The sequence below is a fragment of the Billgrantia pellis genome, assembly GCF_008297955.1.
GTDB classification, from domain to species: Bacteria; Pseudomonadota; Gammaproteobacteria; order Pseudomonadales; family Halomonadaceae; genus Halomonas; species Halomonas pellis.
Genome location: NZ_VTPY01000001.1, coordinates 87,804 through 103,252, shown reverse-complemented (window position 1 = coordinate 103,252; position 15,449 = coordinate 87,804). Strand labels below are relative to the sequence as shown.

The following is a 15,449-nucleotide window of genomic DNA, read 5'->3' as shown; positions in this document are numbered from 1 at the left end:
CGGACCATGAGCAACGGACAGTGAGATGTGCTGCGGTCAGCAAGATGAGCGGCGCCGGGGGCAGGTCGTAAAGGGGGGCCGATGCCATGAATGGCATCGGTAGCGTCCAGGGAGGGATTCACAGCGTCCCCTCGTAGACCTGTCCACGGATTCGCCGTGGGCTAGGCGGCGCCAGTCCGAAGCCCCACCTCCGTTTCAGCTTTGGGGAAATCGTTATGTCCCAGATTCGTGAATTCGACTACGTCATCATCGGTGCCGGTTCCGCCGGCAACGTGCTGGCTACCCGCCTCACCGAGGATTCGTCGGTCAGCGTGCTGCTGCTCGAGGCAGGCGGCCCCGACTACCGCTTCGACTTCCGCACCCAGATGCCCGCCGCCCTGGCCTATCCACTGCAGGGCAAGCGCTACAACTGGGCCTTCGAGACCGACCCCGAGCCGCACATGAACGGCCGCCGCATGGAATGCGGCCGCGGCAAGGGGCTCGGCGGCTCGTCGCTGATCAACGGCATGTGCTATATCCGCGGCAATGCGCTGGATTACGACAACTGGGCCAGTATGGCCGGCCTCTCGGACTGGCGCTACGTCGACTGCCTGCCTTATTTCAAGAAGTCCGAATGCCGCGATATCGGCCCCGACGCCTACCATGGCGACGACGGTCCGGTCAGCGTGACCACGCCAAAGCCGGGCAACAACCCGCTCTACCGCGCCTTCGTCGACGCAGGGGTGCAGGCCGGCTACGCCGAGACCGAGGACGTCAACGGCTACCGTCAGGAGGGCTTCGGTCCCATGGATCGTTTCGTCACGCCCAAAGGGCGGCGTGCCTCCACCGCGCGCGGCTACCTCGACCAGGCGAAGCAGCGCGACAACTTGACCATCGAGACCCATGCCACCACGGACGTCGTGGAGTTCGAAGGCCAGCGTGCCATCGGCGTGCGTTATCTGCGCCGCGGCCGGACGCAGCGGGTTCGTGCGCGCCGTGAGGTCCTGCTGTGCGCCGGAGCCATCGCCTCGCCGCAGATCCTGCTGCGCTCGGGGGTGGGCAACCCTGACCACCTGCGCGAATACGATGTTCCCATCGTCCACGACTTGCCCGGGGTCGGCGAGAATCTGCAGGACCATCTGGAGATGTACATCCAGTACGAATGCAAGCAGCCGATCACTCTCTACCCGGCGCTGAAGTGGTTCAACCAGCCAAAGATCGGCGCCGAGTGGCTATTTCGCGGCACCGGGATCGGTGCCAGCAACCAGTTCGAGTCATGCGCCTTCATTCGCACCAACGACGAGGAACCCTGGCCCAACCTGCAGTACCACTTCCTGCCCATCGCCATCAGCTACAACGGCAAGAGCGCGGTGCAGGCGCACGGCTTCCAGGCCCACGTGGGCTCGATGCGCTCCGAAAGCCGCGGGCGCATCCGCCTCACTTCCCGCGACCCGGCCGCGGCGCCGAGCATCCTGTTCAACTACATGTCCACCGACAAGGACTGGCAGGAGTTCCGCGACGCCATTCGTCTGACTCGCGAGATCATCGCCCAGCCGGCGATGGACGCCTACCGTGGTCGCGAGCTCTCGCCGGGGCCCGAGGTAGGGTCCGACGCCGAGCTCGACGCCTTCGTCAGAGAGCACGCCGAGACGGCGTACCATCCCTGCGGTAGCTGTCGAATGGGTGAGGACGACATGGCGGTGGTCGACGGCGAAGGCAGGGTGCACGGCCTGGAGGGACTGCGCGTGGTCGACGCTTCGCTGTTCCCCGTGATTCCCACCGGCAACCTCAACGCGCCGACCATCATGCTGGCCGAGAAGCTTGCCGACCGCATTCGCGGTCGTGAGTCCCTGCCTCCCGCCGACGTAGCCTACTACGTTGCGGGGAACGAGCCTGCCCGGCGTTAGCCGCAGCGCCGCCTGGCCTGATCGATATTCGCCTCGTCGCAGCGCCCCGCCTCGGCGGGGCGTTTGCTTCAGTCCGCCCGCCTGCAAGGGCTGGCCAGTCATGGCCAGATGGGCTAGGCTGTTGATTCAAACAACCGTTCGAAACGCTTGGTGCAAACGGAGACAAGGCATGCTCACCCTGATTCTGCTCATCCTCACGGTCATCGGCCTGCTGGCGATAATGCGACGCGAGGCCGGTGCCGTACCGGCGCTGGTCATGCTCGGCGGGCTTGGCCTGGTGGGTTTGCTGCTGGGCTCCCCCGTGCTCGGGCTGCTGCTGTGGATCGGTGCGGCGGCGGTGGCTGCGGCAGGGCTGCCGACCCTGCGTATCCGCTGGCTCACGCCGCGCCTGTTCGCCATGTTCAAGCGCGTCTCACCCAAGGTATCCGACACCGAGCGCACTGCCCTGGAAGCCGGTACCGTAGCCTGGGACGGTGACCTGTTCTCCGGCCGACCGGACTGGAGCCGACTGCTCGCCTATCACGACGACGGCCTGAGCGACGAGGAGCGCGCCTTTCTCGATCACCAATGCTCGGTGGCGGCAGGCATGTGCAACGCCTGGGAGATTGCCAAGGAGCGCGCCGACCTGCCCGAGGAGCTGTGGCAGTACCTGAAGAAGGAAGGCTTCTTCGGCATGATCATTCCCCAGGAGTACGGCGGCCTGGGCTTCTCGGCCAAGGCCCAGTCGCTAGTGCTGCAAAAGCTATCGATCAGCGAGATGCTGATGGTCACCGTAGGCGTGCCCAACTCCCTGGGCCCGGGCGAGCTGCTGCTCAAGTATGGTACCCAGGCGCAAAAGGACCATTATCTGCCGCGCCTGGCCGATGGCCGCGAAATTCCCTGCTTCGGCCTTACCGGCCCGCGCGCGGGCTCCGACGCCACCTCGCTGCCGGATACCGGTGTGGTGTGCAAGCAGATGATCGACGGCGAGGAGGTGCTCGGTCTGCGCCTCAATTTCGAGAAGCGCTGGATCACCCTGGCTCCCATCGCCACGGTAGTGGGGCTGGCCTTCCGCCTGTTCGACCCCGACCGCCTGCTGGGCGAGGAGGAGGATCGCGGCATCACCCTGGCACTGGTACCCCGCCATACCCAGGGCATGGAGATCGGCCGCCGCCATCACCCTATTGGCAGCCCTTTCCTCAATGGTCCGATCCGTGGCAAGGACGTCTTCGTGCCGCTGGATACCATCATCGGCGGCACCGAGATGATCGGCCAGGGCTGGCGCATGCTGGTGGAGTGTCTCTCCATCGGCCGCTGCATCACCCTGCCCTCGGGTGCCAGCGGAACCTCGCGCTATGCGCTGGGCTGGACCGGCGGCTTCGCTCGTATCCGCCGGCAGTTCAACGTGCCGGTCGCGGAAATGGAGGGTGTCCAGGAGCCCCTGGCACGCATGGCGGCGCTGGGCTACATCGCCAAGGCGGCGGTCTACCAGACCGCCAATACCATCGATCGCGGCGAGAAGCCGGCGGTACCCTCGGCGATCCTCAAGAGCCAGCTCACCGAGTTCCAGCGCATCGTGCTCTCCGACGGCATGGACATCCACGGCGGCAAGGCGGTGACCCTGGGGCCGCGCAACTACCTGGGCATCGGCTACAGCGCCAATCCGGTGGCGATCACGGTCGAGGGTGCCAACATCATGACCCGCAACCTGATGATCTTCGGTCAGGGCGCCATCCGCTGCCACCCGTTCGTTTTGAAGGAGCTGGCCGCTTCGGACAACAACGATCTCAAGGCCTTCGATCACGCCTTCTTCGGCCACGCCGCGCTGATCTGCGGCAACGCCGCGCGCGCCTTCACCATGGGACTCGGCATTGGCAAGCCGAGCGTGCCCTTCGACGCGATAGCGGCCCCCTACGCCCGCGACATATCGCGCCTGTCGGCCGGCTTCAGCTTGTGTGCCGACGCCGCCATGGCCAGCCTCGGGGCGTCGCTCAAGCAGCGCGAGATGATCTCGGCGCGCCTGGGCGACGTGCTCTCCAACCTCTATCTGGCCTCGATGGTGCTCAAGGAGTGGCAGGAAGGCGACAGGGTCGAGGGCGAAGCGGCCCTGCTGCACTACAGCTGTACCCACTTGCTGCAGCGCGCCGAGCAAGCCTTCGACGAGCTGTTCGACAACCTGCCCAACCGAGCGCTCGCCGGCGTTCTGCGAGCCGTGGTAATGCCGCTGGGCCGGCGCTGGAAGCGCCCCGCCGACCGCCTGACTCGCGAAATCGCCCAAGCCGTGTCGCGCGATACCGCGCTGCGCACCAAGCTTCTGGACGGTGCCTGGACCGCCAACGACGGCGCCCAGGACAACCCGCTGGCCCGCTATAACGCTCTGCTGACCGAGTACGACCGCGCCGAAGCGCTCTATCGCACAGTCAACAAGGCCTATGCCAAGGGCGAGCTGCCCAGGCAGGCGCTGCATCCCGAAGTACGCCTGGAAGCCGCACTGGAAAAAGGCCTGGTCAGCGAGGAGGATGCCGAGTTCATGCGCCGCTTCGAGGCCGAGGTGCTCGAACTGCTCAGCGTCGACGACTTCGAGTACGACGCCTTCGCCATGGACAAGTCGAAAGTGTTGCGTCACGACGCAGCGTGAGCTCCGGTTCGCATGGAAAAAACCCGGCCAGCTGGCCGGTTTTTTCGTTGCGTCTTGCCCTGGATGTCAGAGCGGCCACACCAGCAATATCATCGGTAGCCCCACCGCCATGACCAGCAATGACAACGGCAGGCCAAGCTTCCAGTAGTCGCCGAAACGGTAACCGCCCGGCCCCATTACCAGCGTGTTGGACTGATGGCCTATCGGTGTCAGAAAAGCGCAGGAGGCACTCACCGCCACCACCATCAGGAAGGGATCGACCGAGGCATCGAAGCCCTCCGCCAGGCTGGCGGCGATGGGGGCCATCAGCAGGGCCGCCGCGGCGTTGTTGATCACGTTGGAGAGCAGCATCGATATCGCAAACAGGCCGACCAGCAGCACCACTATCGGCCAGTGCTCGCCGGCCGCCAGCAGGCTGTCGGCCAACAGCGCCGCGCCACCGCTGGTCTCCAGCGCCTGGCCCACCGGGATCATGGCACCGAGCAGCACGATGACGGGACCGTCGATGGCCTGGTAGGCCTCGCGCAATGGCAGCACTCCGACCAGCAGCGAGACCAGGGCCGCCGCGGTGAGCGCCACCGCGGCGGGCAGCAGATCCAACAGCATGGCGAGTATGGCCACGGCAAAGACGGCGATCGACACCAGCAGCATTCGCGGCTGCCCCATGGGCAGGTTGCGCCGCGCCAGCGGCAGACAGCCCAACGTGGCCAGGCTCTCGCTGAGGTTGCTCTCGCCACCCTGCAGCAGCAGTACGTCACCGGGACGAAAGCGGATATCGCGCAGGCGTTGCTTGAGCCGCCCGCCATCGCGCGCCACGGCCACCAGGTGCAGACCATACTGGTTCTGTAGGCGCAGTTGGGTCACGGTGCGATTGATCATCATGGAATCGTTGCGCACCACGGCCTCGATCAGTTCCAGGCCCTCGGTATCGGCCGCTCTCCTGGTGGCCTCCTTCTTGCGGCTGTCCCTCCCCTTGTTCCTGCTCTGCTCCGCCACGTTGCCCTGCTTCGATGAGTTCGCTTCGGGTAGCGCTCCGTCATTCCCGCACGCCACCGGCTCATCGTTCTCGGCCTCGTTGGCGCCATGGATGGCATCCGGTGAAGGTTTGTCCGCCTGGGCCTCGTTCTCCTGGTCTTCCTGCTCCTTCGGTCCGACTCCCAGGTAGAGCCCCGCCTTGTCCTCGAGCAGCTTCATTTCCTCGGGACCGGCCTCGACCAACAGAACGTCATCCTCCTTGAGCACACCGAGAAAGGCGTGGCCGGCACGGCGCTGCTCACCGCGTACCACGGCCAGCACCGGCACGGTCTCCTCCAGCTCCCGCTGCAACTCGCGCAGTGTCCAACCCACTGCCTTGGAATCCTCGCCGACTCGCATCTCGACCAAGTAATTGGCGGTATCGAACATTTCCGCGGTGGAGGCCTTATCCGCACGTTTCGGCACCAGGCGCCAGCCAAACAGCACGATGAAGACGAGCCCCGCCAGGGCCACGGCGGCACCTACCGGGAAGAAGGCGAACATGCCGAAGTTGTCGTCGGCCAGGCTGCCGCGATAGCTGGAAATGATGATATTGGGCGGCGTGCCGATCAATGTCATCAGTCCGCCGAGCAGCGAACCGAAAGCCAACGGCATGAGCAACAGAGAGGGCGAGGCATCGTGCTCTCGGGCCAGACGCATGGCGACCGGCAGCAGCAGCGCCAGGGCACCGACGTTATTCATGAAGCCAGACAACACCACCACGGTGCCGGTCAGCGCTACCAGCTGCAGGAGGAGCCGATCGCCCACTCTCAGCACCTGTTCGGCGATGACGTCGACGACACCGGAGCGCTCGAAGCCGCGACTGAGTACCAGTACTGCCGCCACCGTGACCACCGCCGGGTGACCGAAGCCGAAGAAGGCCTCGTCGCCTGGCACCAGCCCCAGCATGATCGACGCCAGCAGCGCGCCGAGCGCCACCAGATCGAAGCGAAACCGCCCCCAGACGAAAGCCGCCAGCGTCAGGCCCAGTACGATGAACATCAGTGTGTGATCGGCCATACCGTTCCGTGGCTCCCAAGTCGACGATGCAAAGCCCCAAGCACACCAGTGACGGGCACGAAAATCCAGACTTTTCGATGCGTTGTGATTCGCTAATCGGTGCCAGGCCGTGACTTTGCCAGAGCGCAAGAACCCGGCCCCGGCCGGGTTCACGTCGCAAAAGGAGGAGCTTATTTCGGCATCTTCTCGAGCATGGCCGGCACCGGTCTCACGGCTCGGCGAACGGCAGGGGGACCTCCGTGTCGCGGCGCACCGCGAAGACGTTCAGGGTCATGGCCACCAAGGCGTAGTAGCCGAACACCCCTACCAGCTCGACCACCGCAGGTTCACCGAAGGCTTCGACGGCGTCGGCATAGAGTGCCGCGTCGACGCGTCGGGTAGCATAGAGCGTGCTGCCCAGGCGATAGACCAGGCGCTCGTCATCCCGCTCGAAAATCGGCTCTTCTCCCGTGCGCAACGCCTCGATCACGTCATCGGCGATGCCTGCCTCGCGGGCGATGGGCTCGTGAATCTGCCATTCGGCCTGGGACCGCCACCAGGCGGCGGTGACCAGGATCGCCAGTTCGGTCAGGCGCAGCTCCAGCCGCGTGCCGTAGCGGCAGAAGGCGCCCAGTCGCTGGGCATGATCGGCCAGGCCCGGGCTATGGATCCAGGCCAGGAAGGGGCCGTCCAGGTTGCCGCGAGGGCCGCTGAGGATCGCCTCCAGCACGCGGCGCTGTTCGGCGTCCAGACGCGTCTCGTCGAGTGGGGTCAGGCGGGATTCGATGGCCATACCTATCTCCTTATCGGCTACCCAGCGCGCTGCGCAGGGCGATATCGAGCTTGTCGACGATCTCGTCCAGATGGCTCTCCGCGAGGATGAAGGGCGGCGCCAGCAGGATGTGATCACCCTGGCGTCCGTCGATGGTGCCGCCCATCGGGTAGCACATCAGCCCCGCCTGCATGGCGGCCTGCTTGACGCGTGCATGTACCTTGCGCTCGGGTTCGAACGCCGCCTTGGTGGTCCGGTCCGCCACCAGCTCCAGGCCCAGGAAGAGCCCGCGGCCACGAATGTCGCCAATATGGGGATGCTCGCCGAGGCGCTCGGTCAGGCGCCGTTCAAGTCCTTCGCCCAGCTCACGCACCCGGGGCAGCAGGTCGCGCTCCTGGAGGATCGTCTGCACCGCCAAGGCCGCGGCACAGGCCGTCGCATGGCCGATATAGGTATGCCCATGCTGGAAGAAGCCCGAGCCATTGGCGATGGCGTCGCGGATACGCCCGCTGACCAGGGTGGCGCCGATCGGCTGATAGCCGGCCCCAAGCCCCTTGGCGATGGTGATCAGGTCGGCGGTGACGCCCTCCTGCTCGGCGGCGAACAGAGTGCCGGTGCGCCCCATGCCACACATCACCTCGTCGAGGATCAGCAGCACGCCATGGCGATCGCACACCTCACGCACCCGCTTGAAGTACCCCGGTACCGCGGGGACCGCACCTAGGGTGGCCCCCACCACCGGCTCGGCGACGAAGGCCATCACGTTCTCCGCTCCGAGACGCAGGATCTCGGCCTCGAGCTCGTCGGCCAGGCGTGCCGCATAGGCCTCGGGGCTCTCGCCCTCCTGCAGACCGCGGTAGGCATAGCAGGGGCTGACATGACTCACGTCGATCAGCAGCGGCTCGAACTGCTGACGCCGCCAGGCGTTGCCGCCGGTGGCGAGCGCCCCCAGCGTATTGCCGTGGTAGCTCTGGCGACGCGCGATCAGGTGCCTGCGCTGCGGCTGACCGATCTCGATGAAGTACTGGCGCGCCAGCTTCAGGGCCGCCTCCATTGCCTCGGAGCCGCCCGAGACGAAGTAGACCGACTCGAGCCCCGCAGGTGCGCGCTCGACCAGAAAATCGGCCAGGGCTTCCATCGGCTCGGTGGTGAAGAAGGCGGTGTGAGCGTAGGCCACCTTGCCCACCTGCTCGCGGATGGCCTCGATGACGGCGGCTTCGCTATGCCCCAGGCAGGAGACCGCGGCGCCACCGCAGGCATCCAGATAACGCCGCCCCTGATCGTCGATCAGGTAAGGGCCTTCGCCCTTGGTGGCCGTGGGGTAATCCTGCGTCAGGCTGCGGTGGAAAACGTGGCTCATGGGATCCTCCGGATTGACAATACGCAAAATATAGATGCTATATTTAAATTTGCAATCAGAATTTGCATATCCCTCATTCGACGCCTCCAGCAGCGCAAGGAGGCTACAATGCTCCTCCCCGACGCCACGAGATGAAGTGAAGCGACGCCATGACGGACACCTCCACGCCCCCTCCGGAGACGCTGAGCGGCCTCAGGCAACGGCTCAAGGCCATCGAAGCCGGCGAGGCCGGCATCCGGCTGGGCAAACGCTCGCGGCACGTGCTCGCGCTGCTCGTCGAGGCACCGCAGCAGGCCGCGGTCTCCTCCATCAGCGAGCTGGCGGAGCGGCTGGGCGTCAATGCGTCGACGCTCTCGCGCCTGGCCCAGCGTCTGGGCTATGGGGGATTCGGCCAGTTGCAGGATGTCTTCCGCCGCGAAGTCACCGAAGGCCAGAGCTTCTACAGCGACCAGGCCTCCCGCCTCCTCGAGGCGAGCAGCGACACGCAGGGGCTGGCCCGGCTGAGCCGGTTGGGTCGGCAAGAGAGCGCCAACATGGCGAGCCTGTTGGAGCGGATCGATCCGACGGCCTTCGAGCAGACGGTGACGCTGCTGGCGACGGCCCATCGGGTACGCGTACACGGCATGCGCCAGTTCCACTCCCTGGCGCTGTTCATGGCCTATGGCCTGGGGATGTTGCGCCCCGACGTCGCCCCACTCGACGCGGGCCGGCAAGGCGTCGCCGATGCCCTGGCCCAGCTCGACCCCGGCGACGTGCTGATAGTGGCAAGCTGCTTCCCCTACACCCCGAGCGTGCTGGCCACGGCCGAGGTCGCCGCCCGTCACGGGGTCGAGGTCATCGCCCTGACCGATTCGGAGCGCTCTCCCCTGGCCCGGGTCGCGCGACATAGCTTCCCGGTGCCCAATCATAGTCTGTTCTACAGCAACAGCATGTGTGCCTTCATGCTGCTCGCCCAAGGACTGCTGAGTGAAGTGGCCAGTGTTTTGGGCAAGGCTGGGCTGGCGGCACTCAAGCACCGCGAGACGATGATCGCCGAGCTCGGCGCCTCCCTGTGAGCAGGATGGTCGCCCAAAAGGGCGAGCCGAGGCCCTCGAGTGGGCAGAACGCTCTCAACCGATCCAGCGACGCCATCCTGCCGCAGCCCGCCATCGAGATCGCCGCAGGCGAACGCTAGCACTGCCAAGCGTCTTAAGCGGAAATGACGATGCCCGCCTCATTGAGGCGGGCGTCGCACGAGCCGAGCTTCGTTCGGGCCTATGGCAGCAGAATGGTCGAGCCGGTGGTCTGGCGGCCAGCCAGGGCGTCCTGCGCCTTGCCGGCATCGGCCAGGGCGAAGCGTTGGCCGATGTCGACCTTGACCTTGCCGCTGCCCAGCATGTCGAACAGGTCGCGGCACATCTGCTCCAACCGCTCGCGGCTATCGGCATAGCCGTTGAGGCTGGGACGGGTCACGAATAGCGAGCCCTTCTGGTTGAGGATGCCGAGATTGACCCCTTCGACCGGGCCCGAGGCATTGCCGAAGCTGACCATCAGCGAACGTGGCTTGAGGCAGTCCAGCGAGGTGACCCAGGTGTCCCTGCCCACTGAATCGTAGACCACGTCACACATCGCACCATCGGTCAATTCACGAACCCGCTCGACCACGTCCTCCCGGGTGTAGTCGATGGTCTCCCAGGCGCCGTTGGCTTTCGCCAGCTCCGCCTTCTCGGCGGAGCTGACGGTGCCGATCAACCTCACGCCCAGCGCCTTGGCCCACTGGCAGGCAATGGACCCCACGCCGCCGGCGGCGGCATGCCACAGGATCGTCTCGCCACCCTGGAGCGGGGCGGTCTGGCGCAGCAGGTATTGCACGGTCAGACCCTTGAGCATGCTGGCGGCGGCGGTTTCCGTGGCGATGGCATCCGGCAATACCACCACTTTCTCTGCCGGCAGCACATGATAGTCGCCATAGGCACCGAGCGGGCCCTGGGCATAGGCGACCCGGTCGCCCTCCTTCAGGTGATTGACGCCGTCGCCCACGGCATCGACTACGCCGGCGCCCTCGGTCCCCAACCCGGACGGTAGCCCTGGAACGGCATAAAGGCCGGTGCGAAAGTAGATGTCGATGAAGTTGAGCCCGACGGCCTCGTTCTTGACACGAACTTCGCCGGATGCCGGATCGACCGGAGTGACATCGACGAATTCGAGTACTTCGGGACCGCCGGTGCGGGCAAACTGGATGCGCTTGGCCATGAAACGTGTCCTTTGTCGGCTAACGGTAGATGGGCTTCATCCAACCCCCGAATGCTGCCCCGGTCAAGGGCATGCGAGTCGTTTCACCCGGGGAAAGCTGCCAGCCGCTCAACGAAACGGGCCTTCTCCTGGTCGAAGAAATGGGCATCATGCTTGAAGCGACGCAGGATCGCCTCGTCGTCGTATTCGAGCGCCGGCTCCAGCTCGTTCACGCCCCGTGCGGGATGACGCCGCGACAATCCGATGCGTCGGCCGCCGGGAGCGGCGAACCAGCGGGTAATGCCACAGCGGCGGAAGAACTCCTCATCGTCCCTGTCGGCCGCGTCGACGCGCAACGGCGCCTTCTGGGCCAGCTCGCGGATCAGCCGCCGCTGGCTCTCACGGTCGCCGCCCGGCGAAGCGTGAAGCCACAATGTCATTCCCGTGCCGGACGCATCGAGCGCCAACAGGGCCAGCGCGCCGGGGCGGCCCTGATCATCCACCAGTGCCCATAGCCGGGCCGCTTCCTGGGCGAACAGCACCTGGCGCGTGCCGGTGAACGTAACCAGTGGCGACAGCCCCGCCTCCCTACCATAGATGTCGGCGCACAGGCGCGCGAGCCAGGCATCGCGCTGCTCGTCACGCTCGGGGGTCATCACCTTCATGCCTTGCCTCGTTGCCTCGTCAAAGCCTGCAAGCCTAGCATAATCACGAACGTTTCCACTCGTGCAGCTGCCGGGTGAATCGCTATCCTGTCATGTCGACCCGTTAACCTGTCCCGCTCACGACCGGAGCTCTTAGCATGTCCTCACCCTACCCTGCCATTGCGCTGCCCAGGCTGATCGCCCATCGCGGCCTTTCCGCCCGCGCCCCCGAGAACACCCTGGCCGCCGTGCGTGCCGCCCATGAAGCGGGCTGCCAGTGGGTCGAGCTCGATGTGCAACTGCTCGGCGACGGCACGCCGGTGATCTGGCACGACGCCACTCTCAGTCGCTGCTCGGACGGGAAAGGGCGGCTGGCCACGCTGGATCTGGCGGCTGCGCGCCGGCTCGATGTCGGCGGCTGGTTCGGTGACGCCTTCCGTGGCGAACGCATGGCCACGCTGAACGACATGCTGGAACTGCTGGACCGCCTCGACATGGGCGTGAACATGGAGCTGAAGGTGGAGCGCAACCGAAGCGGGACCGAGCTGGCCGAAGTGGTCGTCCCGCGCCTGCTCGAGGCGCTGCCACCGGAGCGGATGGTTGTCTCCTCCTTCGATCCGCTAGCCCTGCGCCAAGCCCGCGCCATCGCCGACGCCTCCCTGTTGCCGATCGGCCTGCTGGCTGAGAGCGTGCCGCAGAAGTGGCAGCACCCTTGCGAGGCACTCGAGGCCTTCAGCATCCATACCGACTGGACGCGACTGACCGCCCGGCGCGCCGGCGAGATCAAGGCCGCCGGCTATCGCCTGCTGTGCTACACCCCGAACGATCCGGCCGCCTTCGCCACTCGCTGGGCCTGGGGTGTGGACAGTGCCATCAGCGACGATCCCACCCTGTTCGCGGCTATCGCACCGCCGCCGACCGTGGACTGAACATACAACGTAGGACAGACCAAGACACGATGGTCTAGCTTGAGTGGAGTGGAACGTAAGGAAGCGCAGCAAGGAGAAAGGAATGGAACTGCTCGACAGGATCACGAATTACCTCATCGACAACGACCTCAAGCTGGCCACCGCCGAGTCCTGCACTGCAGGACTGATCGCCTCGGAGCTGGCTCGCGTGCCCGGCAGCGGCCAGAGCATCGATTGCGGGCTCGCGGTTTACTCGCCGCCCTCCAAGCACCGCTACCTGGGCGTGAGCTTCGATACCATCGACGCCCAAGGACTGACCAGCGAGGCGGTCGCCTGCGAAATGGCCGCCGGGGCACTGAACAACAATGACGCTGACGTGGCCTTGGCCAACACCGGCATCGCCGGGCCCAACCCCGGCGACGACGGCACGCCCGTCGGCACGGTATGTTTTGCCTGGGCCTTTCGTCATGAGGGGCATCACCATCACTTTTGCGAGACCCGCCGCTTCGACGGCGAACGCAACGAGGTTCGCCTGGCCGCATCGCACTATGCCCTGGAGCGACTGCCCCACTATCACCGGTTGTGCCGTGGAGCCGAAGCGAACGACGAAGAGGACGAGCGCTCGCGCCGGGCCGTGCAGCGAGCCATTGGCGTGCAGCTGATGGTCAAGCCGGTTATCGACCCGCAGCGTGAAATCGAGCGCCGTTGCGGCTTCCTCTGCCGCGCCCTGTGCGAAAGCGGGCAGAAGACGCTGGTGCTGGGAATCAGCGGCGGGGTCGATTCCACCGTGGCGGGACGACTGGCACAGCTCGCCGTCGAGCAGGCTCGGGAGCGGGGCAAACAGGCGACGTTCGCCGCCATGCGCCTGCCCTACGGCACCCAGAAGGATGCCGACGATGCCAACCGGGCTCTGGCCTTCATTCGGCCCGACGAGGTACTCGAGGTCAACGTGCAAAGCGGCAGCGACGCCTTGCTGGAAGCGCTGGAAACCGGCGGACTGGCGTTCCAGGATGCAGGCCAACGCGATTTCGTGTTGGGTAATATCAAGGCGCGCCAGCGCATGGTGACCCAGTACGCCGTGGCCGGTACCCGCGGCGGTCTGGTCATCGGTACCGACCAGGCCGCCGAAGCGCTGATGGGGTTCTTCACCAAGTACGGTGACGGTGCCTGCGACGTCGCACCGCTGACCGGCCTGACCAAGCGCCAGGTTCGCCAGCTCGGGCGCCAGTTAGGCGCCCCCGCCGAGCTGGTCGACAAGGCACCCACGGCCGATCTGGAGTCGCTCGCGCCGCTGAAGCTCGACGAGGAAGCGCTGGGCGTCACCTACGATGAAATCGACGACTTCCTCGAGGGCCGGCCCATCCCCGGCCGCGCTTACGATACTATCGTCACCACCTATCGCCGCACCGGGCACAAGCGCAGTCTGCCCATCGCGCCTGGCGCATTCACTTGATGGCGACGCGTGCCGGCCCTCGCCGGTTAACCTCCCAGCAGGCTTTCGATGGCGGATATATCCAGGTGCGCCTCCAGGCAATCGGCCAGTCGGTCAAGTTCACGCTGGCGATGCGCCCGGTAGTCCACCCCCGCACCGCGGCCCTTGAGACCACAGCGGGCCAGCAGCACCTCGCACGCCTCGGGGCGGTCGAACAGGCCGTGCAAATACGTGCCCAAGACCTGGCCATCGGCGCTGACCGCCCCATCCGGACGTCCGTTCAATACGCATAAGGGGCGCTCGAGAGCGGGCCCTGAACTGACGCCGTTATGGATTTCGTAGCCGGAGACCGGCGTCTGGCCGGGTAGCAAGTGCCCACTGACATTGCGCAGTTGCTTGCCTGCGACCATGTGCGTCTCGAACTCGAGCAGCCCCAGGCCCGGGGTCGAGCCGGGAGGGCTCTCGAGGCCATCGGGATCGTGAATTGCGCGGCCGAGCATCTGGAAACCACCGCATATTCCCAGCACATGACCACCGTAGCGTAGATGACGCCGGATCGCCGCCTCCCAACCCTGGGCGCGTAGCCAATCGAGATCGCTACGAGTGCTTTTGCTGCCCGGCAGTACGATCAGGTCCGCGAGGGGTATCGCCTGTCCCGGCCCGATGAAGTCCAGTTCAACCTGCGGATCCAGGCGCAGCGGGTCGAAGTCGTTGTGGTTACTGATGCGAGGCAGCACCGGCACCACCACCCTGAGCGTAGCCTCCTCTTCCGCGTGGCCGGTGAGCCCCACGCTGTCCTCGGCATCCAGCAGCAAACCCTGAACATAGGGTAGCGTGCCGAACACGGGCTTGCCGGTACGGGTGGTGAGCCAGTCGAGCCCCGGCTCGAGCAGCGCGATGTCGCCGCGAAAGCGATTGATGATGAAGCCCCGGGTACGCGAGCGCTCGCTCGCGCTGAGCAGCTCGAGGGTGCCCACCAACTGGGCGAAGACGCCGCCACGGTCGATGTCTCCCACGAGCAATACCGGACAGTCGATCATCTCGGCGAAACCCATGTTGGCGATGTCGTTGGCTCGCAGGTTGATTTCCGCCGGGCTGCCGGCACCCTCGGCGACGATCACGTCGAAGCGTGACGAAAGCGCCTGCCACGCCGCCAGCACGCTCTCCCGCGCGGTGCGCTTGTAGGCGTGGTAGTCCATGGCATGCATATGGCCGTGCACCTGCCCGCGCAGAATCACCTGTGCGCCGCGGTCACTCTCGGGCTTGAGCAGCACCGGATTCATGTCGCTATGCGGCTCGATACCGGCCGCCAGCGCCTGCAGCGCCGTGGAGCGGCCGATCTCGCCGCCATCCACCGTTACCGCGCTGTTGAGCGCCATGTTCTGCGGCTTGAACGGCGCCACCGACACCCCACGCCGTGCCAGCAGCCGGCACAATCCTGCCACGATTGTGCTCTTGCCGGCATCCGAGGTGGTGCCCTGGATCATCAGTGTCGTCATAAGAGTCGTCTGTCTATCCTTCATCAGTGCGAGCCCTGCGCAACGGGCTCGCCGAGCGTCACTCGGGCACAGCACTCATACCAAAGCGGCACGGGAGCCCGTTCGGG

At 65.9% G+C, this 15,449-nt stretch carries 11 protein-coding genes; 5 read left to right on the top strand and 6 right to left on the bottom strand.

Annotated elements, in window-relative coordinates:
- The first annotated feature begins 215 nt into the window (after positions 1 to 215).
- Positions 216 to 1,886, top strand: coding sequence for a choline dehydrogenase (gene betA, locus F0A17_RS00510; RefSeq protein WP_149326402.1), 1,671 nt, complete (start codon positions 216 to 218; stop codon positions 1,884 to 1,886).
- Positions 1,887 to 2,055: 169 nt separating this feature from the next.
- The gene (locus tag F0A17_RS00505) at positions 2,056 to 4,503 is read left to right on the top strand and encodes an acyl-CoA dehydrogenase (RefSeq protein WP_149326401.1); all 2,448 of its coding nucleotides are present in this window, start codon (positions 2,056 to 2,058) and stop codon (positions 4,501 to 4,503) included.
- Between the two features lie 66 nt (positions 4,504 to 4,569).
- Here the strand turns inward: F0A17_RS00505 and F0A17_RS00500 are convergent, their stop codons facing one another.
- The 3 genes from F0A17_RS00500 to F0A17_RS00490 all read right to left on the bottom strand — a co-directional run bounded on the left by F0A17_RS00500 (position 4,570) and on the right by F0A17_RS00490 (position 8,648).
- Positions 4,570 to 6,537 (bottom strand): SLC13 family permease, encoded by a 1,968-nt coding sequence (locus tag F0A17_RS00500; RefSeq protein ID WP_149326400.1) that lies wholly within the window; start codon positions 6,535 to 6,537, stop codon positions 4,570 to 4,572.
- A gap of 208 nt (positions 6,538 to 6,745) precedes the next feature.
- Entirely contained in the window at positions 6,746 to 7,309 is a 564-nt protein-coding gene (locus tag F0A17_RS00495) for a carboxymuconolactone decarboxylase family protein (protein ID WP_149326399.1), read from the bottom strand.
- Positions 7,310 to 7,319: 10 nt separating this feature from the next.
- Positions 7,320 to 8,648: an aspartate aminotransferase family protein gene (locus F0A17_RS00490; RefSeq protein ID WP_149326398.1), complete on the bottom strand. Its 1,329-nt coding sequence runs from the start codon at positions 8,646 to 8,648 to the stop codon at positions 7,320 to 7,322.
- 149 nt (positions 8,649 to 8,797) lie between these two features.
- Here F0A17_RS00490 and F0A17_RS00485 point away from each other — a divergent pair, with 149 nt between their 5' ends.
- Positions 8,798 to 9,703: a MurR/RpiR family transcriptional regulator gene (locus tag F0A17_RS00485; RefSeq protein WP_149326397.1), complete on the top strand. Its 906-nt coding sequence runs from the start codon at positions 8,798 to 8,800 to the stop codon at positions 9,701 to 9,703.
- Positions 9,704 to 9,902: 199 nt separating this feature from the next.
- On the opposite strand, the gene F0A17_RS00480 is transcribed toward F0A17_RS00485, so the two are convergent.
- A complete protein-coding gene (locus tag F0A17_RS00480; RefSeq protein WP_149326396.1) occupies positions 9,903 to 10,880 on the bottom strand; it encodes an NADPH:quinone reductase in 978 nt (325 codons plus the stop codon).
- 83 nt (positions 10,881 to 10,963) lie between these two features.
- Positions 10,964 to 11,524 carry a hypothetical protein gene (locus tag F0A17_RS00475; RefSeq protein ID WP_149326395.1) on the bottom strand — a complete coding sequence of 187 codons (561 nt, stop codon included), beginning with the start codon at positions 11,522 to 11,524 and terminating at the stop codon, positions 10,964 to 10,966.
- Between the two features lie 137 nt (positions 11,525 to 11,661).
- Here F0A17_RS00475 and F0A17_RS00470 point away from each other — a divergent pair, with 137 nt between their 5' ends.
- Both F0A17_RS00470 and nadE read left to right on the top strand, forming a co-directional pair.
- On the top strand, positions 11,662 to 12,432 hold the full coding sequence (locus F0A17_RS00470; protein ID WP_149326394.1) for a glycerophosphodiester phosphodiesterase family protein: 771 nt from the start codon (positions 11,662 to 11,664) through the stop codon (positions 12,430 to 12,432).
- An 82-nt stretch (positions 12,433 to 12,514) separates the two neighbouring features.
- Positions 12,515 to 13,864 (top strand): ammonia-dependent NAD(+) synthetase, encoded by a 1,350-nt coding sequence (gene nadE / locus F0A17_RS20980; RefSeq protein WP_149326393.1) that lies wholly within the window; start codon positions 12,515 to 12,517, stop codon positions 13,862 to 13,864.
- A gap of 26 nt (positions 13,865 to 13,890) precedes the next feature.
- On the opposite strand, the gene F0A17_RS00460 is transcribed toward nadE, so the two are convergent.
- Complete coding sequence (locus F0A17_RS00460; protein WP_149326392.1) at positions 13,891 to 15,342, bottom strand: cobyric acid synthase; 1,452 nt, start codon at positions 15,340 to 15,342, stop codon at positions 13,891 to 13,893.
- Positions 15,343 to 15,449: the final 107 nt, after the last annotated feature.